17 protein-coding genes and 1 pseudogene are annotated in these 21,808 nt (G+C 73.9%); 12 read left to right on the top strand and 6 right to left on the bottom strand.

All coding sequences use genetic code 11. From position 1 onward, the window contains the following. The first annotated feature begins 103 nt into the window (after positions 1-103). Entirely contained in the window at positions 104-1,066 is a 963-nt protein-coding gene (locus ACQPZK_RS23885) for a 1-phosphofructokinase family hexose kinase (protein ID WP_433539294.1), read from the top strand. Continuing rightward, complete coding sequence (gene surE / locus ACQPZK_RS23890; RefSeq protein ID WP_433535118.1) at positions 1,063-1,890, top strand: 5'/3'-nucleotidase SurE; 828 nt, start codon at positions 1,063-1,065, stop codon at positions 1,888-1,890. The genes ACQPZK_RS23885 and surE overlap by 4 nt, the downstream gene beginning before the upstream one ends. 13 nt (positions 1,891-1,903) lie before the next feature. On the opposite strand, the gene ACQPZK_RS23895 is transcribed toward surE, so the two are convergent. After that, positions 1,904-2,266, bottom strand: coding sequence for an STAS domain-containing protein (locus tag ACQPZK_RS23895; protein WP_007463546.1), 363 nt, complete (start codon positions 2,264-2,266; stop codon positions 1,904-1,906). Positions 2,267-2,656: 390 nt separating this feature from the next. Here ACQPZK_RS23895 and ACQPZK_RS23900 point away from each other — a divergent pair, with 390 nt between their 5' ends. Together ACQPZK_RS23900 and ACQPZK_RS23905 are read left to right on the top strand one after the other, a co-directional pair. Then, positions 2,657-2,797 carry a hypothetical protein gene (locus tag ACQPZK_RS23900; protein ID WP_433535119.1) on the top strand — a complete coding sequence of 47 codons (141 nt, stop codon included), beginning with the start codon at positions 2,657-2,659 and terminating at the stop codon, positions 2,795-2,797. A gap of 138 nt (positions 2,798-2,935) precedes the next feature. Beyond that, positions 2,936-3,343, top strand: a complete 408-nt coding sequence (locus ACQPZK_RS23905; protein WP_355051382.1) for a hypothetical protein — start codon at positions 2,936-2,938, stop codon at positions 3,341-3,343. Positions 3,344-3,504: 161 nt separating this feature from the next. On the opposite strand, the gene ACQPZK_RS23910 is transcribed toward ACQPZK_RS23905, so the two are convergent. After that, on the bottom strand, positions 3,505-6,306 hold the full coding sequence (locus ACQPZK_RS23910) for a cellulose binding domain-containing protein (protein ID WP_433535120.1): 2,802 nt from the start codon (positions 6,304-6,306) through the stop codon (positions 3,505-3,507). 385 nt (positions 6,307-6,691) lie between these two features. Here ACQPZK_RS23910 and ACQPZK_RS23915 point away from each other — a divergent pair, with 385 nt between their 5' ends. From ACQPZK_RS23915 to ACQPZK_RS23925, 3 genes are read left to right on the top strand one after another with little or no spacing between them, the layout of a single operon-like run. Further along, positions 6,692-7,378 carry a BON domain-containing protein gene (locus tag ACQPZK_RS23915; protein WP_433535121.1) on the top strand — a complete coding sequence of 229 codons (687 nt, stop codon included), beginning with the start codon at positions 6,692-6,694 and terminating at the stop codon, positions 7,376-7,378. 60 nt (positions 7,379-7,438) lie between these two features. Next, positions 7,439-7,936: a redoxin domain-containing protein gene (locus tag ACQPZK_RS23920; protein ID WP_433535122.1), complete on the top strand. Its 498-nt coding sequence runs from the start codon at positions 7,439-7,441 to the stop codon at positions 7,934-7,936. After that, entirely contained in the window at positions 7,933-8,481 is a 549-nt protein-coding gene (locus tag ACQPZK_RS23925) for a DsbA family protein (protein WP_433535123.1), read from the top strand. The genes ACQPZK_RS23920 and ACQPZK_RS23925 overlap by 4 nt, the downstream gene beginning before the upstream one ends. Positions 8,482-8,507: 26 nt before the next feature. Here ACQPZK_RS23925 and ACQPZK_RS23930 read toward each other — a convergent pair whose 3' ends face one another. Continuing rightward, positions 8,508-11,336 carry a LuxR C-terminal-related transcriptional regulator gene (locus ACQPZK_RS23930; protein WP_433539295.1) on the bottom strand — a complete coding sequence of 943 codons (2,829 nt, stop codon included), beginning with the start codon at positions 11,334-11,336 and terminating at the stop codon, positions 8,508-8,510. Between the two features lie 67 nt (positions 11,337-11,403). Here ACQPZK_RS23930 and ACQPZK_RS23935 point away from each other — a divergent pair, with 67 nt between their 5' ends. From ACQPZK_RS23935 to serS, 5 genes and pseudogenes are all read left to right on the top strand, one after another. Beyond that, positions 11,404-11,850: a hypothetical protein gene (locus ACQPZK_RS23935; protein ID WP_433535124.1), complete on the top strand. Its 447-nt coding sequence runs from the start codon at positions 11,404-11,406 to the stop codon at positions 11,848-11,850. Further along, positions 11,847-12,989, top strand: coding sequence for an alcohol dehydrogenase catalytic domain-containing protein (locus ACQPZK_RS23940; RefSeq protein WP_433535125.1), 1,143 nt, complete (start codon positions 11,847-11,849; stop codon positions 12,987-12,989). Before ACQPZK_RS23935 ends, ACQPZK_RS23940 begins: the two co-directional genes overlap by 4 nt. 52 nt (positions 12,990-13,041) lie before the next feature. After that, a pseudogene (locus ACQPZK_RS23945) lies at positions 13,042-14,205 on the top strand (saccharopine dehydrogenase family protein); the annotation flags it as partial. Between the two features lie 163 nt (positions 14,206-14,368). Continuing rightward, positions 14,369-15,487 (top strand): MerR family transcriptional regulator, encoded by a 1,119-nt coding sequence (locus ACQPZK_RS23950; protein ID WP_433535126.1) that lies wholly within the window; start codon positions 14,369-14,371, stop codon positions 15,485-15,487. A 96-nt stretch (positions 15,488-15,583) separates the two neighbouring features. Next, positions 15,584-16,867 carry a serine--tRNA ligase gene (gene serS / locus ACQPZK_RS23955; RefSeq protein ID WP_433535127.1) on the top strand — a complete coding sequence of 428 codons (1,284 nt, stop codon included), beginning with the start codon at positions 15,584-15,586 and terminating at the stop codon, positions 16,865-16,867. Positions 16,868-17,013: 146 nt separating this feature from the next. Here serS and ACQPZK_RS23960 read toward each other — a convergent pair whose 3' ends face one another. From ACQPZK_RS23960 to ACQPZK_RS23970, 3 genes are all read right to left on the bottom strand, one after another. Then, on the bottom strand, positions 17,014-20,157 hold the full coding sequence (locus ACQPZK_RS23960) for a discoidin domain-containing protein (protein WP_433535128.1): 3,144 nt from the start codon (positions 20,155-20,157) through the stop codon (positions 17,014-17,016). Between the two features lie 104 nt (positions 20,158-20,261). Continuing rightward, positions 20,262-21,173 carry a cytochrome c biogenesis CcdA family protein gene (locus ACQPZK_RS23965; protein ID WP_433535129.1) on the bottom strand — a complete coding sequence of 304 codons (912 nt, stop codon included), beginning with the start codon at positions 21,171-21,173 and terminating at the stop codon, positions 20,262-20,264. Next, a complete protein-coding gene (locus ACQPZK_RS23970; protein ID WP_433535130.1) occupies positions 21,170-21,787 on the bottom strand; it encodes a thioredoxin-like domain-containing protein in 618 nt (205 codons plus the stop codon). Before ACQPZK_RS23970 ends, ACQPZK_RS23965 begins: the two co-directional genes overlap by 4 nt. Positions 21,788-21,808: the final 21 nt, after the last annotated feature.

A 21,808-nucleotide genomic window follows, 5' to 3' on the forward strand; every position in this document is an offset into this window, starting at 1 on the left:
CCGGCATTCGCACAGCGTTCCCACTACGGTCGGCTGATGGGAGATCACCGCTTGTGACGAAGGGTGGACACATGAACGGTGACGACCGGTGAGCGGGCACGTGATGGTATTCGCGCCGACGCCGCAGCTGACGGTGACCGTGGACCAGCCGAACGACCAGCCCGAACTGCACCTGCACCCCGGCGGTCAGGGCGTCTGGCAGGCCCGCATGGTGTTGTCCCTCGGGGTCGACGTGGTGCTCTGCGCCGCGCTCGGCGGCGAGATCGGCCAGGTGCTGGAGCCACTGCTGGTCAGCGAGGGCGTGGACCTGAAGGTCGTGGTGCGCGACTCCGGCAGCGGCGCGTACGTGCACGACCGGCGCGGCGGCTCCCGGCAGGAGGTGGTCGACGTGCCCGGGGAGCGCCTGAGCCGCCACGAGTTGGACGAGTTGTACAACCTGGCGCTCGGCGAAGGGCTGCGCGCCGAGGTGAGCGTCCTCAGTGGTCCGAACGCGCCGTGGCTCGTCCCGGCCGACGTGTACCGGCGCTTCGCCGCCGACCTGGGCGCCAACGGCAGCCGGGTGGTCGTCGACCTGTCCGGTGACCACCTCGGCGCGGTGCTCGAGAGCGGCGTGTTCTTCCTCAAGGTGAGCCACGAGGAGTTGATCCGGGACGGGCGTGCCCGCGACGGGAGCGGCCCGGAACTGACGCGGGCGATGTACGACCTGCACGCCGCCGGCGCGGAGACGGTGGTGGTGAGCCGCGCCGACCAGCCGGCGCTGGCGCTCGTCGACGGGGAACTCTTCGAGGTGGAGATGCCCCGGCTGGAGGCCGCCGACCCGCGCGGAGCGGGCGACTCGATGACCGCCGGCGTGGCGGCCGTGATCGCCCGTGGCGGCGACATCCGTACGGCCATCCGCACCGGCGCGGCGGCGGGCGCGCTGAACGTCACCCGGCACGGGCTGGGCACCGGACGGGTGGACTCGATCACCGGTCTCGTGGAGCGGGTCCGACTCGTTCCGGCGGACAGCCGACAACACGAGCGGACCACCCCCGACGAGATGGCCCACCGGGTGGTCGAGCGATGACGCTGCGGGTGCTCGTCACCAACGACGACGGGATCGGCGCACCCGGTCTCCAGGCGCTGGCCCTGGCGGCCAAGCAGCGGGGGTTGGACGTGGTGGTCGCGGCGCCGCTGGAAGAAGCCAGCGGCACCAGCGCCGCGATGAGCGCGATCGAGCGGGACGGGCGGGTGGTGGTGAACGACCATCCGCTGCCCGACCTGCCGGGGGTGCCCGCGTACGGGGTCGGCGGATCACCGGGTTTCATCACGTTGATCGCCCTGCACGGCGCGTTCGGTCCGCCGCCGTCGGTGGTGCTGTCGGGCATCAACCGGGGCGCCAACGCCGGCCGCGCGGTGCTGCACTCGGGCACCGTGGGCGCGGCGTTCACGGCGGCCTCGAACGGGTGCCGCGCCATGGCCGTCTCACTGGACGTGCTGAGCGCGGGCGAGGCGACAGCCGCCAGCGGCGGTGCCGCCGTGGACGCCGCGGGTCGCGTACGCGATGCCGAGCGGCACTGGAGCACCGCCGCGCGGGTGGCCCTGGACCTGCTCCCCCGGCTGACCTCCGGGCCGCCGGAGAGCGTGCTCAACGTCAACGCCCCCGACCTGCCGCACGAGCGGCTGCACGGGGTACGCCGGGGCGCGCTGGCCAGCTTCGGCCAGGTGCAGATGACGGTGGCGGAGTCGGGGCACGGTTTCGTGCGTACCTCTTTGGAGGAGCCCGGGCAGGCCGCGCAGCCCGGCACCGACGTGGCGTTGCTGGCCGCCGGGTACGCGTCGGTCACGGCCATCCGGGCGGTCACCGAGGTGACCGACGTGGACCTGACCGGTCTGGACGAACAGTCCTGACGGGGAGCCGCGCTCAGGCGCCGGGAAGCACCTCGGGGGTGGCGGCCCCGGCGAAGTAGGGCTCCGGCGCGCCGAAGAGACCGAGCAGGCCGGTCACCCAGAGCTGACGGTGCACGAACCGGCTCGGCTCGGTGACGACCAGCTTGACGCCGCTGACCTCGGCGGTCTGGAAGCCGGCGACCATGGCGCTGATGCCCACGGAGTCGATGAAGGTGACCAGCCTCATGTTCAGCTCGATGCGGAGCGGGCGGCTCTTGGCCAGCACCTCCGCAATCGCCTCACGCACCTCGTACGCTGTGTCGACGTCGATCTCACCCCGCGGGGCGATCTCGACGACACCACCGGACAGGACCGACTTCACGATCGACAGGCTCACGCGAGCACCTCCACCCGCCCGTCCCCCGGGCGCCTCATCAGTACGCGGGCCGCGACCGAGAGTATTCCTCCAACGGCCTCGGTCGCCACCCCTCGGGATGAGCAATTCACGGATCCGAGCGCACAAAGTCGCCCATATCCCCACTTTTCGACATCTGATCATTCAATACTTTTCGTTATCTGATCAGTCGACGATCGGTCGGAACCGACGCGCCGCCGGACCAGGGTAGCGGTCGCGGCCCGGCGAGCCCGACATCCGTCCCGCCCTGCCCGCCCGTTCCGCGTGCGACCGGCGTGTCGCGCCAGCCGTACACGGCCCGACCCGCCAGCGTGGTTGTCGACGCTCCCTAGCATCGGCCCGGGACACCCACCGTGACGGAGAGGACCTTCGATGATCAAGCGACTGGCCGGCCTGGCCGGCGTCGGTCTACTGCTCGCCCTCGTACTGGCCTGCGGTTTCGGCGGCGGAGACGACGACGATGACGATGACGACGACTTCGCACGCGGCGTGGCCACGGTGGCGGTGCGCTGACCGGACGGGTGCGCCACCCCGCACCGGGTTTGCGCGCCACCGGCCCGGGGCACTGCGCAGTGAGCGAACCGTGTCGCGCTGGACGGACGCCGAGGTCCGAAGTGGCCGGCGGCTTCGGCACCTGAGGAGGTAACCACGATGTTCGGAACGAACCTGCTGGACCGGCGCAGCAAGCCGGAGCGGATCGCGGACCAGGCGTGGGAGCAGCTGCTCTCCGCCGTCAGCTCCGCGGGAGACAGCGTCCGGGACACCGCGCGGTCGGCCCGTCGCAGCAGCGGCGACCTCGCTGACGGCGCCGGTGATCTGGTGGGCTCGGCGGCGGAGGAGGCGCGGCGTCGCGCCTCGCGCGCCTTCGACGCGCTCGCCGGACGCCAGCCGGCGCTGCCGTGGACGCTGCTGATCGGTGCCGCGCTGGTCGGCGCGGCGGTCGGCTGGGCCGTCGGCTCGGCTGCCCGCGCCGCCGGCAGCCGCGACGACCGCGCGGTGGACGACGTCGAGTTCGTCGACGTCGACCGCCCCAACTCCCCCGTCGGCCTGGACGACTAGCACATTCGGTACCTGAGCGGGCCCCGCCGACGTCGCGTCGGCGGGGCCCGCTCGCGTACCGGTGACGGCGCTTGCGCCCGGTCCGCCGGGGTGCCGGACCCCTCAGGCAGCCCCGGCGGACCGGTGTTCTCGGGTGGCCCGGACAAAGCCGGGCCACCGGGTCAGCGACTCGTGCAGCTCACCGTGCTCGGCGGCGAGTTGGTGCCGGTCCAGGAGCCGAGGAAGCCGATCGTGGTGCTGGACCCGGCGGCGAGCGCGCCGTTCCAGCCGCTGTCCACGACCGAGACGACCGCCCCGGTCTGGGTGTGGGTGCCGCCCCAGAGTTGGCTGACGCGCTGGCCGTTGGGGAAGGTCCAGCCGAGCGTCCAACCCGCGATGGGCCCGGTGCCGGGGTTGCTGACCACGACCTCGGCCTGGAATCCGCCCGTCCACGAGCCGGTCACCCGGTAGGTCGCCACGCACCCACCGACCGGAGGCGGCGTCGTCGGAGGCGGCGTGGTCGGAGGCGGCGTCGTGGGAGGCGGCGTGGTCGGAGGCGGCGTCGTCGGAGGCGGCGTCGTCGGAGGCGGCGTCGTCGGAGGCGGCGTCGTCGGAGGCGGCGTCGTCGGAGGCGGCGTCGTCGGGGGCGGCGTCGTCGGGGGCGGCGTCGTGGGAGGCGGCGTGCCACCGGTGCGGTCGGCCACCAGGATGCCGCGACCGTTGGTGCCCAGGTAGACACGCCCGTAGACCCGGGGGTCGCCGGTCAGCGCCTCGGTCGGGTTGCCGTACTGGTGGCGGTCGTCGTTGATGCGTACCCACGTCGCGCCGCCGTCGTCGGAGCGGTGCACGCCGGGTTGGCCGTCCACCGTGCCGTAGAGGAAGACGGCGGGGTTGGTCCGCCCCGGCGCGGCCTTGCCGAAGCCGACGTTGCCGGAGGCGCTGACGCCGCCCAGCTTGGTGAAGCTGGCCCCGGAGTCGGTGGACCGCCAGAGCCCGCCCGGCCCGGCCAGCCACAGCTCGCCCAGCTTGCCGGGCAGCGCCTTGAAGCGCACGTCGGAGGTGGGCAGACCGGTCGCCGCCGTCGCGGTGAAGCTCGCGCCGCCGTTGGTGCTCAGGTAGAGCCGACCGCCACTGAAGCCGTAGAACCGGTTGGGGTCGACGCGGTCGGACTCGATGATCGCGTTCGCCGGGATGCCCGTGGACGGCGCCCACGAGTTGCCGAAGCCGACCGCGTAGACGACGCGTTGGCCCGCGTCGCCGGGCGCCCAGACGAACCGGCTGCCGTCGGCCGCCGCGGCGACCGTACCGCCGACGTTGACGCCGGACGGCTCGGTGCCCTGGAACCAGGTGGCCCCGCCGTCGGTGGAGAAGGCGACGTGGCTGTCGTTCGGCCGGTCGGAGTCGGTGAAGTTGCCGGCGCGTACCAGCACGGCGGGCTTGCTCTCGGCGTAGTCCAGGCTCGTGGTGCTGGTGAAGACCGGCTGGGTGAACAGCATCGACGGGATCGTGTCCAGGTCGACGTGCCGGAAGCCGCCGACGTCGCCGAGCGCGCTGATCAGTGGCGCGCCGCTGGGCGGGCTGACCAGGTCGAGGACGGCCGTCTCCTCCATGCCCCGGACCATCGGCCGGATCGTGAACTGACCGCCGGTGTCCCACTTGGTGAGGTCGGTGGTGCCGTAGATGGTGGCGCCGGTGCCGTACATCAGGCGGTTGGAGTCGTGCGGGTCGATCTCCACCGACTCGTTCATCCAGCCGAGCTTGGGTGTCTCCTCGGGCGGCGCCGGGTTCGTGCCGAAGGTCAGCCAGGGCACCGAGCTGATGTCCATCGTGTAGCGCTTGGACCGCTCGGGGTAGCTGGTGAAGTCCCAGATACGGGTCCAGCTCGCCCCACCGTCGGTGCTGCGGAAGAAGATCGCGTCCGGCCACCAGGAGACCTGGGTGGCCACCATCAGGGTGTTGGGGCGCTGCCGGTCGATGGTCAGCCCGCTGTAGCCGAAGTAGTCGTCGCCGCTGGTGGAGGGGATCGGGCTGATCCGCGTCCAGGCCCCGGTGGACCGGGTGAACTTCCAGACGTCGCCCTTGCCGCCGTCGTACGGGCCACCGGTGTCGCTGGTGGCGATGTAGAGGTGACCGCCGACCGGGTCGACGACACCCTTGTGCGCCAGGTAGCCGGTGGGTTGGCCGGGAATCCGCGCCCAGGTGACACCACCGTCGGTGCTGCGGTAGACCGGATTCTCCTTGTCGGCCACACCCACGTAGATCGTCTGTGTGGTGGTGCCGGCGGTGCCGGTGCTCTTGTCGAAGCTGACCCAGGTCAGGCCCTGGTTCTGCCCGTTGTAGCCGTTCGGGTCGCTGGGATCGGCCCGGTAGTTGCCGACGTTCGGGAAGGCGGTGACCCGGGCCCAGGTCGCCCCGTGGTCGGTGCTGCGCCACAGCCCGTTCCCGCCCTCGGCGCCGTAGTAGAGGACGCTGTTGCGGTTGGGATCCACGGCCAGCCGCTCTCCCATGCCCCGGCCCGGCATGTTGCCGCCGTTCTTGAACGGCAGCTCGGTGACCTGCCAGGTGGCGCCCTTGTCGGTCGAGCGCAGGATCGCGCCGTTGTTCGGGTCCCAGCCGTTGGTGTACATGCCGACGGCCGCGTACACCCGGTTGGTCTGCACCGGGTCGGTGGCGATGCTGACCACGCCGTTGTAGCCCCAGCGGTCCGCGCCGACCCAGTCGAGCAGCGGCGTCCACGACTGGCTGCCCTGCTCCCAGCGGTAGGCCCCGCCGATGTCGGTCCGGGCGTAGATCAGGTTCTTCTCGGTGGGGTTGAAGACGATGCCGGGCACGAAGCCACCGCCGCCGACCGGGACGTTGCGCCAGGTGTACGCCTCGGCGGCGGCCGGAGCCGACGCCGAACCCGCGGCGGTGATCGGGACCGCCACGACGGCCGTGGCGACGGTCAGCGCGGCGACGACCACGCTGGCCAGTGATCTGGGCATCTGTGGTTCCTCTCGGGGGTGGGGACCCGGGAGTAGGGATCGACCGGAGTGACGTCGCGGCCCGGGGGACGAGCACGGCGACGCGGGGACGGGTCGACCAGAGGTGGCGCGTCGTGGCCCGGGGGACGGACGACGACGCGGGGAACGGATCGGAGCTGCCCTGGCTCCAACCACCCGACGCGAGGCTCCCGCAATCGAGGAACGCACTCACCCTAACCGATTCGACGCCGCTATGGAAGCGCTCCCAACACCGCTGGCGGGCCTGCCAGCCCACCCGCAGGGGGTGAGGTCGGGTAACCCGTTCGAGCGGCAGCATCGGACCTCGGCGGGCCGGTCACGGCCAACACCCCGGTCTGCCAGGCAGACGAGCGGATGGGAGGGACAGATGGCCATCGCGACGATCACGCGTACCGACCAGGACATCCAGTCCGCCGTCCTCGACGAGTTGACCTGGGAACCCCGGGTGCAGCCGCACGAGATCGGCGTGACCGTGGCCGAGGGCGTCGTCACGCTGAGCGGACGGGTGGACAGCTACGCGAAGAAGTGGGCGGGGGAACGAGCCGCACACCGCGTCGCCGGTGTCCGGGCGGTCGCCAACGACCTGACCGTGCAACTGGCCGGCAGCGACGAACGTGCCGACCCGGACCTGGCCGCCGCGGCCGGCGATGCCCTGGAGTGGGACGCTTTCGTGCCCATCGAGAAGCTCCAGGTCACCGTCTCGGCCGGGTGGGTGACGCTGCACGGTGAGGTCGAGTGGGAGTACCAGCGCCGGGCCGCCGAACGCGCGGTCTGCCGGCTGACCGGCGTCCGTGGGGTCAGCAACGGCATCACCGTCCAGCCCAACCCGTCACCGGACGGCACGAACCTGGCCGGAAAGATCGTGGACGCGCTGGCCCGGGCCGGCGCCACCGAGGCCGAGCGGATCACCGTCCGGGTGCACGGCGACACGGCGGTGCTCGCCGGGCTGGTGCACTCCATGCCCGAACGCGCCGAGATCGAGCAGGTGGCCTGGTCCGCGCCGGGCATCCGGGAGGTCCAGAACCACATCGCGGTCGCCCCGGTCCTGCGCTGAGCGCGGTACCACCCGGGACGGGTGAGCCCGTCTCACCCGTCCCGGCGGCAGGCTGGGGGCATGAGTGATCCGAACGGGCTGATCCAACCCGGGCACCCCGCCCCCGGCTTCACCCTGCCAAGCACGCCGGACGGGCGCCAGACCGGCCCCGAGCAGTTCCGGGGTCGCCCGGTCGTCCTGGCCTTCTATCCCGCCGACTGGAGCCCTGTCTGCGGCGACCAGATGTCGCTCTACCAGGCGGCAGCGCCGGTGTTCGACCAGTACCAGGCCATGGTGCTGGGCATCTCGGTGGACAGCATCTGGTCGCACCGGGCGTTCGCCGAGAGCCAGGGAATCACCTTCCCGCTGCTGTCCGACTTCGAGCCCAAGGGCGAGGTGTCCCGCCGGTACGGCGCGTACACCCCGCGGGGCGAGTCGGCCCGCGCGCTGGTGGTGGTCGACCCGGCTGGGACGGTGGCGTGGAGCTACCTCTCGGCCCCCGACGTCAACCCCGGCGCGGACGGGATCTTCGACGCGCTGGACAACCTGACCAACGAGCGGAAGGTGATGGCCGGATGACCACGCCACTGCAGGTCACCGCGCGGCTCCGCGAGCCGCTGACCGTCGAGGACCACGTCCGCGGGCCGTCCGACGCCGCGGTGACCGTCATCGAGTACGGCGACTTCCAGTGCCGGTTCTGCGGCGCCGCGTACCCGAACCTGCACGAGTTGCTGCGCCAGCGCGCCGACACCGTACGGCTGGTCTACCGGTACTTCCCCATCGCCAACGTGCACCCGTACGCGGAGCGGGCCGCCGAGACGGCGGAGGCCGCGGCGGCGCGGGGAAAGTTCTGGGAGATGCACGACTGGCTGTACGAGCACCAGGACCAGTTGGACCCCGTCCACCTCTCGCTCGGCGTCGAGCAGCTCGGGCTGCCGACCGACGAGGTGAACGGCGAGGTGGAACGCCGAACGTACGCCGACCGCGTACGGCGGGACTTCGTGGGCGGAATCCGCAGCGGGGTCAACGGCACGCCGACCCTCTTCGTCAACGACGTCCGGCACGACGGCGGGTACGACCTGCCCGACCTGCTGGCCGCCGTGGACGCGGCGGCGAACGCCTGACGGCCGCCGGTTGATCCGGGCGGCTCTCAGATCAGCCGCAGCTCGCGCGCCCGCCGGACCGCCTCGCGCCGGCGGGTCGCGCCGAGTTTGCGGTAGATGTTGCGTACGTGGGTCTTGACCGTGTTGACCGACAGCGACAGCTCGCCGGCGATCTCCACGTTGGACAGGATGCTCTGCAGGTACCGCAGGATGGTCAACTCCCGCTCGGTGAGCGGCTCGTCGAGCGGGCCGGCGACCTCGACCGTGGAGGAGGGCGTACTCTCCTCGACACCTCGGACCAGGTCGCTGACCAGCGGAAAGTGCGCGGTGCCCGCGTCGAGGTGGGCGGCCAGCAGATCCCGGACCGACGGCTGCGCCCGGGTGAACGCCCGGCGGGAACCGGACGGGCCGGCCAGGTCCAGCACCTGTTCCAGGACCCGCCCGGCCCGGCGTACGTCCCCGGCCCGTTCGGCGAGCACCGCCTCCAGCAGTCCGGCGTCCAGGCGTACCGGAAGGGGCCAGGCGGCGGCCGGCGGCCCCTGCCAGTCCGGCAGAGCGCGCCCGGCGGCGCCGAGGTCGCCGGCCCGCAGCTCCACGCGGGCCCGGGCCACGTCGAGCGCCGGGGTGGTCGGGTCGCCGGTGACGTCCGCCAGCAGGTGCCGGGCGGCGTCCAGATCGCCCCGCTCGGCGCGGGCGTCGGCCTCGGCGGCCCGGAGCAGGCTCGACAGTTCGGCGGCGGTCGGCTCGTCGGGCAGCGCCTCGCGCGCGCCCACGAGCAGCCGCTGGGCGGCAGCCGGGTCACCGGCGTCGCGGGCCAGGCCCGCGCGGCACAGCGCGACGACGGCCGCCGCCACCGGCTCACCGCCCGGCGCGTCGGTCGCCGGTGCGGCGAGCGCGAGATTCGCGGCGGCCTCCTCGGGCTGGTCGCGGTGCAGGGCCACCACCGCCAGCGCCAGGTACGCGTAGCCGCAGTCGAGCCGGCAGGACCAGCCCCGACACGGCGGCATGCCCAGCGCGTCGTGGGCCGTCTGCTCCGCTGCGCGCAGGTCGCCGCGCACGGCGAGCAGCAGCGCGGTGCGGCTGGCGGCGACCAGCTCGGTACGCGGCCGGCCCGCCTCCCGGGCCGCCGCCCGGGCCCGGCCGAACCGCGCGTCGGGCAGCCCACCGGCGGCCATCTCGACCAGGCCCAACGCGGTGCCCGTGAACGCCCGCAGGTCGGCGTCCTCGGACTTCGAGGAGTCGGTCAGCGGCCCAGCGGGCGGGCCGTCGGGTGACCCGGCGGTCGGGGCGGCGGTCGGGCGGGTGCGCAGCAGTCGGGCGGCGGCGGCACGGGTCTGCGGCAGGTCACCGGCGAGCCGGGCCAGGGTCAGCTCCAGCGCGGTCGCCAGCCGCCGGAACCGGTCCCGCCGTGGCGTCGGCAGCGCGTCCGCGTACGACGCGGCGGTACGCAGGTGGCCGGCGGCGGCGCCGAGGTCACCGGCGTACGCCCGCTCGGCGGCACTGGCCAGCGCCACCTCCGGATCGGCCTCGACCGCCTCCGGGGGCGGGGACGGTGGCGTCGGTCCGGCAACCGGATCGTGGTCGTAGCGGGTCAGCTCCGGCCAGTGCGCGACGAACAGGTCGGCGGCCAGGTCCCAGCGGCCGGCGGCGAGGGCGTGCCGGAGGCCGTCGGCCGGTCGGTCCGCGCCCGCGTACCAGTGGGACGCCCGCGCGTGCAGCTCCCGCACCTCGTCGCCGGGCAGCCGGGCCAGCTCGGCGCGGAGCAGGTCGGCGAGCAGGGGGTCGCAGCGGTACCAGGGCGGTCGGCTGTCCTCCCGACGCAGCAGCCCACCGGCGCCGGCCAGGTCGGCCAGCGCCTGTTCGGCATCCGTGCGGCCGGTCAACGCCTCGGCCAGCTCGGCGCAGACGGTCTCGGCGAGGGCCGTACGACGCAGCAGGTCCTTGTCGGCCGGGTCGATCGCCGCCAGCACCTCCTCGTGCAGGTAGCCGGCGATCTCCGGCTGGTCGCCGCCGAACTGCCCCACCCACCGTTCCGGGTCGGGCTGTCCCCGCAGCGCCAGCGCGGCGATCCGCAGCGCGGCCGGCCAACCCCCGGTGCGCTCGCGCAGCCGGCGTAGCGCGGCAACGGGCAGCGGCGCGCCGTGGGCGGTCAGCAGGTCGGCCACCTCGTCGTCGGTGAAGGCCAGCTCGTCCGGGCCGATCTCGGTGAGCTCGCCGGCGAGTCGCAGCCGGTGCAGGGCCAACGGCAGGCCGGCCCGCGCGCCGACCACCAGGCGCAGCCGCTGCTCGGAGTGCCGCAGCAGGAACTCCAGCCCGTTCAGCGCGGCCGGGTCGGTGATCCGGTGCAGATCGTCCACGACCAGCAGCACGGGCCGCGGCGCGACGGCGAGCCCGGCTGCCAGCAGTTCCAGCTGGTCGGGGCGCGGCGGCCCGGTGGGCAGCGGTGCGACCAGGTCGTCGTCCGCCGCGCCGGTGGCCGTGCGCAGGGCCGCCGCCAGGTACGCCCAGAGCCGGTCGCCGTCGTCGCCGGCCTCCACCGAGACCCATGCCGGCGCCGGCGCGCCGTCGGGTTCGGTCAGCCGCACCCAGGAGGCGAGCAGGGTCGTCTTGCCCCACCCGGCGGGTGCGGCGACCAGGGTGACCGGCCCCGCGCTGCCCTCGTCGAGGCGGCGCAGCAGGCGCGGCCGGGCCACCACCGGCTCGGGTGGCACGGTCGGCGTCAGCCGCGACGACAGCAGCGGCCGCCGCTCCCCCTGCCGCGCCTCCGCCGTGCCGACCCGCGCGGACTCCTGCTGATCCGGCACCCGGCCCCCACCCCCACCGCCCGCGTTCCACCCCCCGGTCGGCGAGCGGTTACCCGGCGCGGGCGGGTTCACCCCTTCCGGGCGAGCCCGCTTCACCCGGGCCCGACCGACGATCGGGGGACGTGGACCGGGAGGACCGATGGGACGCAGGAGACGGGTGACACGGGCGGGATCGGCGCTCGGCGGCGGCGCGTTGGCCGGCGCGGCGCGGCTGCTGCGCGTACCCCGTCGTCGTGGGCGGCCGGACGCGGACCGCGACCTGACCGCGGCCGGGTGGGAGGTCGTGACCGTGGACCGGCCCCCGGGGCAGGTGCTTCCCGACGGCCGGTGGCCGGAGCCGTTGCGCCGCCTGGACGGCGTGGTGGAGGTGCGGGTGCGACCGGCGCCCGGTGACCGGGGCACCGAGCTGGCCGCCCGGCCGCTGGCCCGTCCCGCCGCGACGGCCGGACTCGCCGCCCACCTCGTCGGCGACGACCCGCAGCTGCTGGTCCGGCGGACGCTGCGGCAGGTCAAGCAACGCGCGGAGGCCGGCGAGGTGCTGCGCGCGGACCGCTCGGCGCTGGACCGCCCGAGGGCCCCCGGGTGAGGGCGCTGTGCTGGGTGGCGGCCGACGAGCTGGCCGTACGCGAGGTGCCCGACCCGGAGGTGCGCAACGACCGGGACGTCATCGTCCGGGTCCGCCGCAGCGCCACCTGCGGCGGTGACCTGCCCCTGCTCGCGGGACGGGACCCGTTGCTGAGCACCGGTGACGTGCTGGGGGCCGAGTTCCTGGGTGAGGTGGTCGAGGCCGGCCCGGCGATCCGGGGGCACCGGATCGGCGACCGGGTGGTGGTCGGCGCGGGCGTGGCGTGCGGCGGCTGCTGGTACTGCCGCCAGGGACGGCACTCGTGCTGCGACAACGCCGGCGTCGACGTGGCGAGCGCCGATCCGGGCTGGGACCGTCCGGACGCCGGCTGCTTCGGTCGCCCCCGGGCGGCGGGCGGCTTCGCCGGTGGACACGCCGAGTACGTGCGGGTGCCGTACGCCGACGTCGGCGCTTTTCGGGTCCCGGACGCGGTCGACGACGACCGCGCGCTCTTCGCCGCCGACGCGGCGCCGACCGCCTGGCTGGCGGCCGAACTGGGCGAGGTACGACCCGGCGACGTGGTGGCGGTCTGGGGGTCCGGCGCGGTGGGCCAGCTGACCGCCCACGCCGCCGTGCTGCGGGGCGCGGCCCGGGTGCTCGTCGTCGACCGCCACGAGGAGCGGCTGCGGATGGCCGAACGGCACGCCGGGGCGGAGCCGCTGGACTACCGCCGTACCGATGTGACGGCGGAGCTGCGCGAGCGCAGCGGCGGGCGGGGCCCGGACGTCTGCGTGGTCGCGGTCGGCCCGCCGCCGCCCCGCTCGGTCGTCGACCGGTTGGCCGGCGGCGACCGTCCGGACCCGGTGCGCGAGGCGGTGCACGCCTGCCGCAAGGACGGCGTGGTGGTCGTGCTCGGCGGAAACGACGGGTGCGGGGACGCGTTCGTCCTGGGCACGATCACCGACAAGCGGCTCACGGTGCGCGGGGCGCGCCGGCCGGACCTGCGGGACGTGCCGATGCTGCTGCACCGGATGGCCCGCGACGAGTTGCGCACCGAGCACCTGGCCACCCACCGGCTGCCGCTCGCGGACGCCCCTTCGGGGTACGCCCTGTTCGCCGAGCGCGCCGACGGTTGCGTCCGGGCCGTCTTCACGCCCTGACCCGACCGCACGGGGATCGGCGCGGGACGATGACCGGTGGCAGACTCGGGGAATGACTGGCGAGCGGGCGTACGACGTGGTGCTGTTCGGCGCGACCGGCTTCACGGGCGGGCTGACGGCCGAGTACCTGGCCCGACACGCGCCACCCGGACTGCGCTGGGCGCTGGCCGGGCGCGACCCCGGTCGCCTCGCCGCCGTACGCGACCGGCTCGCCGCGATCGACCCCGCGCTCGCCGACCTGTCGCTGCTGCACGCCGACGTGACCGACGCCGGGTCGCTGCGCGTGGTGGCCGAGAGCGCCCGGGTGGTCGCCAGCACCGTCGGCCCGTACGTCCACCACGGGGAGCCACTGGTCGCGGCCTGCGTCCGCGCCGGCACCGACTACCTGGACATCACCGGTGAACCGGAGTTCGTCGACCTGATGTACGTCCGCCACCACGCCGAGGCGACCCGCACGGGCGCCCGCCTGGTGCACGCCTGCGGGTTCGACTCCGTCCCGCACGACCTGGGCGTCTGGTTCACCGTCAAGCAGCTGCCGGCCGGCGTACCGATCACCGTGGACGGCTACGTGCGGGCCGGCGCCCGGTTCTCCGGTGGCACGTACCACTCCGCGCTCACCGCCTTCGCCCGGACCGGGGAGGCCAGCCGGGCCGCCCGGGCCCGCCGGGCGGTCGAGCCCCGTCCCACCGACCGGCGGGTCCGCGCGGTGCCCGGCCGGCTGGCCCGCTCGGCGGAGCTGGGCATCTGGACCGTGCCGCTGCCCACCATCGATCCGCAGGTCGTCCGCCGGTCGGCCGCGGCCCGCCCGGAGTACGGGCCGGACTTCCGCTACCGGCACTTCGCGGCGCTGAAGCGGCTGCCGACGGTGCTCGTCGGCGCGGTGGGGCTCGGCGCGCTGATCGGCCTGGTGAAGGTGCCGCCCACCCGGCGGTGGCTGCTCGGGCGGCTCGCCTCCGGGCAGGGGCCCAGCGCGCAGCAGCGGGCGTCGTCCTGGTTCCGGGTCCGGTTCGTCGGCACCGGGGGCGGCCAGCGCGTGGTGACCGAGGTCGCGGGCGGCGACCCGGGCTACGACGAGACGGCCAAGATGCTCGCCGAGTCGGCGCTGTGCCTGGCGCTGGACGATCTGCCGCCGACCGCCGGTCAGCTCACCCCGGTCACCGCCATGGGGGACGCGCTGCTCGACCGGCTGGTCCGCGCCGGGCTCACCTTCCGGGTGCTGAAGCGGGACGAGCCGGCTCCCGAGGCGGCCCCGGCCGAGCCGGCTCCGGGGGCGGCCCCGACCGAGCCGGCTCCCGAGACGGCGGCGGGGGCGGGGGCGGGGGCGGCGACGCGGGGCACGGAGCCCGCCGCTTGACCCTCGACCAGGTCGAGGGGGCAGGATGCCCGACGTGGTGAGCGACCTGCACAGCATCGGCGAGTTGGCCCGGGCCAGCGGCCTGACCGTCAGCGCGCTGCGCTTCTACGACTCGGCGGGCGTGCTGACGCCGGCCCTGGTCGACCCGGTGACCGGCTATCGCTGGTACACCGACGCGCAGATCGGGCCGGCCCGGCTGGTCGCGGGACTGCGCCGGGTCGGTATGCCGGTGCCGGACATCGCCGCCGCCGTCCGCGCCGAGCCGGCCGAGGTGCACCGGCTGCTCGACGCGCACCTGCGCCGGCTGGCCGACGGGCTCGCCGACGCACGTCGCGAGATCACGCGGCTGCGGACCATTGTCGATCCGGCTCCGGCCGTGGTGACCACGCTGCTGCTCTCCCCCGCCGAGTTCGCCGCCGCGCTCGACGCCGTGCGCTTCGCGGTCGGCGTCGACCCGGAGCTGCCGGCCCTGTCCGGGGTGCTGCTCGACGTCGAGCCGGACGCGGTACGGCTGGTCGCCACCGACCGGCACCGCCTCGCGCTGGCCCGGGCCGGGGCCGCCGTCGACGGGCCGCCCGCACGGGTGCTGGTGCCGGTGGACCTCGTCGACCGGCTGCGCCGGCTCCTGGACACCGACGACGGGCCGGTACGACTGACGGTGGCCGGGCCTGAGCTGCGGGTGATGGCGGCCGGCCGGACGCTCACGGGCGTCGCCCTGCCGTACGACTTCCCGGACTACCGGCGGCTGCTGCGCGAGGCCGTCGGCGCGCGGCCGGCCGCGTACCGCATCCCGGTCGACGTGGGGGCACTGCGCGCCGCGCTGCGCGACCCGGCCGCTCCCACGCTGGCCCGCGAGTACGCGGGCACGCCGCTGGCGGTGTCCGTGCTGGGCCTCGACGAGGCGGGCGGCCTGCGCCTGCTGCACCCGGCCGAGCTGCCCACCGCCGGGACGGACGCCCGGTCGGCCGACGACGCGGACGGCGGGCTGCGGTTCGGGGTGAACGGCGAGTACCTGCTCGACGCGCTGGACGCGGCCGGCGGCCCGCAACTGGTGCTGGAGCTGGACGGGCCGATCGCCCCGCTGGCCGTCCGCCGCCCGGACGATGAGGACACCTTCTCCGTGCTGATGCCGATCCGGCTGTAGAAACCGGTCGCGCTCCCCGTAGTCGGGTGGAAACGTGCGCGACGGTAACATCTGATGGTTCACCAGTGAACCCCGGACGGAGGCGTACGGAGCAGCATGCTCGACATGGAGTTGATCCGGAAGGATCGCGAGGCGGTGGCGACCGCGTTGGCGAAGCGACTGGATCCCGCCGAGGTCAACCGTTCCCTGGACGAGATCCAGCGGCTCGACCAGGAACGCCGCGCCCTGATCACGGAAATCGACGCCGAGCGGCAGCGCCGCAAGGCCGAGGCCCGGGCGTACGCGCAGGCCAAGCGCGCCGGCACGGAGCCGCAGGTTTCCGCGCCGGACGCCGAGCGTAAGCAGCTCGCCGACCTGGAGTCCCAGTTGGACGAGGTGCAGGCGCGGCTGCGCGACGCGATGAGCGAGCTGCCGAACCTGCCCGCCGACGACATCCTGCCCGGCGGCAAGGAGGCCAACCGGGTCGTCAAGACCTTCGGCGAGCCGCCGGTGATCGAGAAGGTCCGCGACCACGTGGAGCTGTCCCGGGCGCTCGGCCTGGTCGACTACGAGCGCGGCGTCAAGCTCGGCGGCTCCGGCTTCTGGATCTACACGGGGATCGGCGCCCGGCTGGAGTGGGCGCTGCTCAACTACTTCGTCGACCAGCACATCAAGGCCGGGTACGAGTTCCTGCTCCCGCCGCACCTGCTGCTCGACTCGGCCGGGTTCGCCGCCGGCCAGTTCCCCAAGTTCTACGACGACGTCTACCACCTGGACGCCGCCTCCGCGCCGCGCGGGCAGTTCCTGCTGCCCACGTCGGAGACGGCGATCCTGGGCGCGTACCAGGATGAGATCCTGGAGACCGCGAAGCTGCCGCTGAAGGCGTTCGCGTACACGCCGTGCTACCGCCGGGAGTCGGCCGGATCGCACTCGGACGAGCGCGGGACGGTGCGCGGGCACCAGTTCAACAAGGTGGAGATCTTCCAGTTCACCCTGCCGGAGCAGGCGGACGCGGCGTTGGAGGAGATGCTCGCCCACGCCGAGAGCCTGGTCGAGGGGCTGGGTCTGCACTACCAGCGCACGCTGCTCTCGGCCGGTGACGCCAGCGCCTCCATGAAGAAGACCCTCGACATCGAGGTGTGGATGCCGAGCACCGGCAAGTACAAGGAGGTCTCGTCGGTCTCCTGGGCCGGCGACTACCAGGCTCGCCGGGCGGCCATCCGCTACCGCGAGCCGGGTGGCAAGCAGACCCGCTTCGTGCACACCCTCAACGGCTCCGCCCTGGCCACGAGCCGCCTGTTCCCGGCCATCCTGGAGCAGTACCAGCAGGCCGACGGCAGCGTCCTGATCCCCAAGGTTCTCCAGGACCGCCTGGGAACCGACCGCCTGACCCCGCGCTAGACCCACTCACCCCGCCGATCTTGCACTTTCTGTCGTCTCAATGCCCCGATCCGCGTCTTTTGCGGCGACAGAAAGTGCAAGATCGCGGGTGTGTCGACGGGGGGGCTGGTGCGATCCGCACCAGCCCCGCCGTCCTTCCCGACGGTTCAGGCGCCGACCACCTCCGCGGAGGTCAGTCGGGCGTCACCGGGCTGCCAGTCGGCGATCGTGATCGCCAGGTACCGGGCGGAGGACCCGGTCGAGATGGTGGTCTCGGGCTTCGGCTTCGGCACCGAGGCGACCGTCACGTAGCCGAGCCCGTCGGTCGAGGTGGCCACGGTGATCGGCCGCCGTCGACCAGGGGTCCAGGTCAGGCGGACCGAGGCCAGTTCCTGCGGCGATCCGAGGTCGATCACCATTCGGCCGTTCGGGCCGGGTTGCCAGGCGGTCCCCGGGTCGCCGTCGACGGCGGCCGACGGGTCGGTCATGCCGGCCGGCAGCGGTGAGGTCGGGTAGGTGGTCCGAGACCGGGCCAGGTCGTTGGTCGGCGTCACCGTTCCACCCCCGAAGGCCACGTCCTTGCGGTGACCGGCGGGAACCGTCACGCGCTGTCGGGCGCCGCCGACCGCGGACTCCAGCTGCACCTTCACGATGTGCCCGGCGGGTGCGGTGACTCGGACATGGTGCGAGTCGGTGACCTCGAACCGGGTACCGGCCGGAATCGCCTCCCCCGGCTGTGCCGCGGTCGCGGTGAACCGGGGCGGCTCGACGCGTGCGGTGGCGGCGGCAAGGTCGACCTGGTAGTCGGTGGTTCCCGAACCGGTGACCTGGCTTCCGTGGTACAGCCGCAGCGTGGCGCCCTGCGACAGCGTGACGGCCGCCGTTGTCACGTCTTCGTCGGACAGGTTGAACAGGCTCAGGTAGCCGTCCGCGTCACTCACCCGCAACGCCTCCGGGCCACCGCCGGGCAGGGTTCGGGACGCCGCGGCGGCCAGGGCCGACCGGCTCGCGCCCGCGTACCCCTCGACGATCAGCCGAGTGCTGCCGGTGGCCGGTCCGCTGGACAGGGTGACGGTGGTGGCGGTCACGGTGATCGGGTTCTGGGCGTTGTGGACCACCAGACCCGCTCGTCCGTCGACGTCCAGCCAGGAGCCGGCGATGGTCGGGCTGTCCGGCACCACCGCCGCGTCGCTCCAGTCGGTGCCGTCGAGAGAGGTCTGGATGACGTAGCGGGTGCCGTACGCGGACTCCCAGTCCAGGCGTACGCCGCTGATGTCGACAGCCTCGCCGAGGTCGACGGCGAGCCAACTGTCCGCGCGGGCCCGTTCCTCCCGGGCGACCGCCCAGCGGGTGCCGGGGTTGCCGTCGGTCGCCCGCGCCGCGGGGTAGGCGGGGTCGGCGGACGAGGCCGTGGTGGGCCGGCCGACGGCGCGGTCGACCTGACCGGCGTCGAGCACGGCGAAGGCGAACAGCGAGTAGCCGTACTGGGTGGCGGGTGACCGGCCGAGCATCCGCACGTACCGGGCTGAACGAGGCGCGAAGCTGATCTGGTCGGTGCCGCCGTCGCCGACGCCCGATTGTCCGGCCAGGGCGACGGACCCCTGTTCGCCGGTGAAGGTACGGGTGCCGGTGAGCCCGGGTACGCCGGGCATGTCCAGGTTGAACAGGGTGAGCGTGCCCTCGTCGGCGCCGGTGCCGGTGGTGGCGTACACGACCGTACCGGTGGGCAGCGTGACGTATCCGGCGGTGCCGCCGGCGACGCGCAGAACGGTCGCCGTGGCGTCGACACCGTCCCGGGCCACGGTGTACGCGGCGGAGGTGCGGCCGAGGACCGGCGCGGACTGCCTCGGCAGCAGCGAGGCGGCCCGGGTGTCGAACAACCAGTTGTCGTGGGCGGGCGCCCACTGGAACGAGACGAATCCGGTCTTGCTGACCGCCGCGGCGAAGGCAGCCGGGGTCTGGTGGGCGGTCAGCCCGGCCTGCTCCCCGAAGTCCCGCGTGCCCGCCGCCGCCGAGAAGAACGCGGCGCTGGCGACCGGCTGGATCACGCCGCCGTTGGCCGCCCGCCAGGAGTGGAAGAGGTAACTGATGGCGACTTCGGCCCGGGCTTCGGGCTCGTACTTCGGCTCGCCGCTGAACTTGGTGAGCCGATTCTCGGGCGGGTAGTTCAGGTAGGGCATGAGCCGGTCGGCGAGGTCCGCCTCGGCGCGGGCGGCGTGCCGGTCGCCCTGGACCTGCGCGAGGAAGGCGAGCGGCAGGACATCACGGCCGTACAGGTGGTAGCGGTCCGCGACCATCGGCATGAAGGGTTCGCCGGCATCGCTGGCCAGCAGCCGCATGGTCCGCCACAGCTGGTCGCCGCTGGGCTGCCGGGTGAGCGCCTCGGGGAGCGGTTGGCCGGCGGTCAGGAAGTGCGCCGCGGTACGACCCGCGGTACGCCACAGTTCTTCCTGGTAGTGCGGGCCGAAGGAGCCGTGGTTCTCGACGAGGAACGTGTCGTGGATGTTGTGGGCGGTGTTCCAGTCCGCGATCGCCCGCCCGTCGACGACGGCGGGGTTGGCGCGGTCGGCTGCCGGTAGTCCGGTCGCGTTGAGCGTCCACATCGAGAACCGCTCGCGCCACGCCGCGGCCGCGGGGTCGTCCGGCGCCCAGGCCAGGCCGGGCGCGATCGCCTGGGCGTAGACCCCCATCTCCTCGAGCTTGGTGTCACCGATCCAGCCACCGGTGCTGCCGTTCGGCGTCCAACTGCCACTCAGCGGGTCGTTGCCGGTGCCGAGGGAGTGGGCGTACGCGGCCTGTCCGCGGGCGATGCGGTCGACGTTGTTGCGGGTCACCTCGTCCAGGTCGGACCAGAGCAGTCGGGCGGCCAGGACGAAGTACAGCTCAAAGGTGCTGTCCCAGAACAGCTGTCGGCCCCACTCGGTGCCGCCGGCGAGCCGGTTGGTGGCCGCGAACCGGCGGATGGTGGCGATGGTACGGGCGTGCAGCGTGTCCCGGTCGACGCCTGCTGCCGCGGCGTCGTACCCGGGCGAGATGAGCAGGACCGCGTTACCGAGGACGACGGCGAACCTGAAGTCCGCGAGGCGGTACGCGTTGATCGCCGGATCCCACTGCTCCTCGACCCATCGGGTGTGGGCGAGCAGCAGCGCGTGGTAGGTGTGGGCGACCGGGCCGGTGGGCGCGGCCGGTGGGGTGGTGGCGGCTGACGCGGCCTGGGCGGCGGCGGGTCGGGCGGTGGCGAGTCCAGCGCCGATGGCGCCGCCAAGGATGAGCAGCCGCCGCCTGCTCAGCTCGAATTCGGATAGACGCATGGTGGCCCTTCGGTGGTGACAACGTTGTCAGTCAGGCTCCGACGATCACACCCAGATGTCAAGACCAACTCCACCCCTCCGGCCCGCCCCGGCGCTAGACCAGCTCACCCCGCCGATCTTGCACTTTCTGTCGTCTCGATGCCCCGATCCGCGTCTTTTGAGGCGACAGAAAGTGCAAGATCGCGGACATGACGGCGGGAGCGTGCGGTGCGGGCTGCCAGGAGGAGCAGGGCCAGGGCGGCCAGCAGGAGCGCCGGGCCGGCCCGATCCACAGTGTCGGCCAGGGCTCGCTGGATCTGGGCAGCCACTCGGATGACCGGGTCGTGCAGGGCGTCGCGACGGCCGGCGGCGAGCCGTAGCTCGTACCAGCCGTACCAGGCGACGTAAGCACCCGCCAGCAGCAGCACCAGACCGCTGAGCCGGGGCACCAGCGCGCCGGCCACGCGCAACCGCGCCACCAGCCCGTCACGCAGCAGCGCCACACCGACCGCGGCGACCGCGACCACCAGGCCCATCCCGAGGGCGTACGCGCCGAACAGGGCCAGCCCGCGCCCGGTCGAGCCGGCCTGGAGGCTGGTCACCACGATGGCCAGGAAGGGCGCGATGGCGCAGCCCAGCGAGGCCAGCGCGTACGCCGCCCCGAACAGCGCCATCGACGGCCACGACCTGGTCAGCCGGGGCGCTCGCGCGGTCCAGCCCGGCGCGGGCAACCGCCGGCCGGCGAGCAGCCAGCAACCGGCCGCCACCAGCAGCAGTCCGAGCACCACCGTCAGCCACGGCAGCCGGGGCCGCAGCCAACCGGCCAGCGGCGCGAGCGCCAGACCGAAGGCGCCGAAGACCACCACGTACCCGAGGGTCAGCCCGGCCGCCGCGGTGAGCGCGCGGCCGACCGCGCCGCGGGCGTCCGACGCCCCGGCGACCAGCAGCGAGAGGTACGCGGGCAGCAGCGCGAAGCCGCACGGGTTGACCGCGCCGAGCATCCCGGCGGTCAGCGCGAGCAGCAGCGGGCCGGTCACGCCCCAGCCAGCGCGGCGACGCGGGCGGTGAGCGACTCACCGTCCAGGAAGCCCTGGTGGACGACTTTGCCGTTCCCGTCGATGATCACGAAGATGCTCTGTTCGGTGACCTTGAACCGCTTCCAGAGCACGCCCTTGCGGTCGTCGATCTGGGGCATGTCGCCGAGGTCGAACTCGGTGACGAAGTTCTTCATGTCGCGCTGCTCGCCCAGTCCGGCGACGCCGACGATCGGCACGGTGTCCCGGTACTTCGGGGCGATCTCGGCCACCGTCCACGCCTGGCTGGCGCAGGTGGCACACCACGGCGCCCAGAACCAGAGCACCACCGGCCGGCCGGCCAGTCGCGTCGCGTCGAAGGCGCTGCCGGCGAGGATCGTACCGGTGAAGCGCAGGGTGTCCGGGACCGGGGCCGCCGGGGCCGACGACGCGTCGGCCGAGGGGGTAGCGGAGGGGGTCGGGGAGCTGGTCGTGGCCGGCGCGGTCCCGGCGGCGGCAGCATCGGGCGGCACCGTGCCGGTGCAGGCTGTCGTGGCGAGCAGGGCGGCGAGGAGCGCCCCCACGATGGCGACCCGGGGCGGCTGGGCCGCCGCCGTCCGCCCGATCCGCTTGCGCATCCGCAGCTCCGTTCGACGGGT

The sequence above is a fragment of the Micromonospora sp. CA-249363 genome (assembly GCF_050950185.1).
In the GTDB taxonomy this organism is placed as follows: domain Bacteria; phylum Actinomycetota; class Actinomycetes; order Mycobacteriales; family Micromonosporaceae; genus Micromonospora.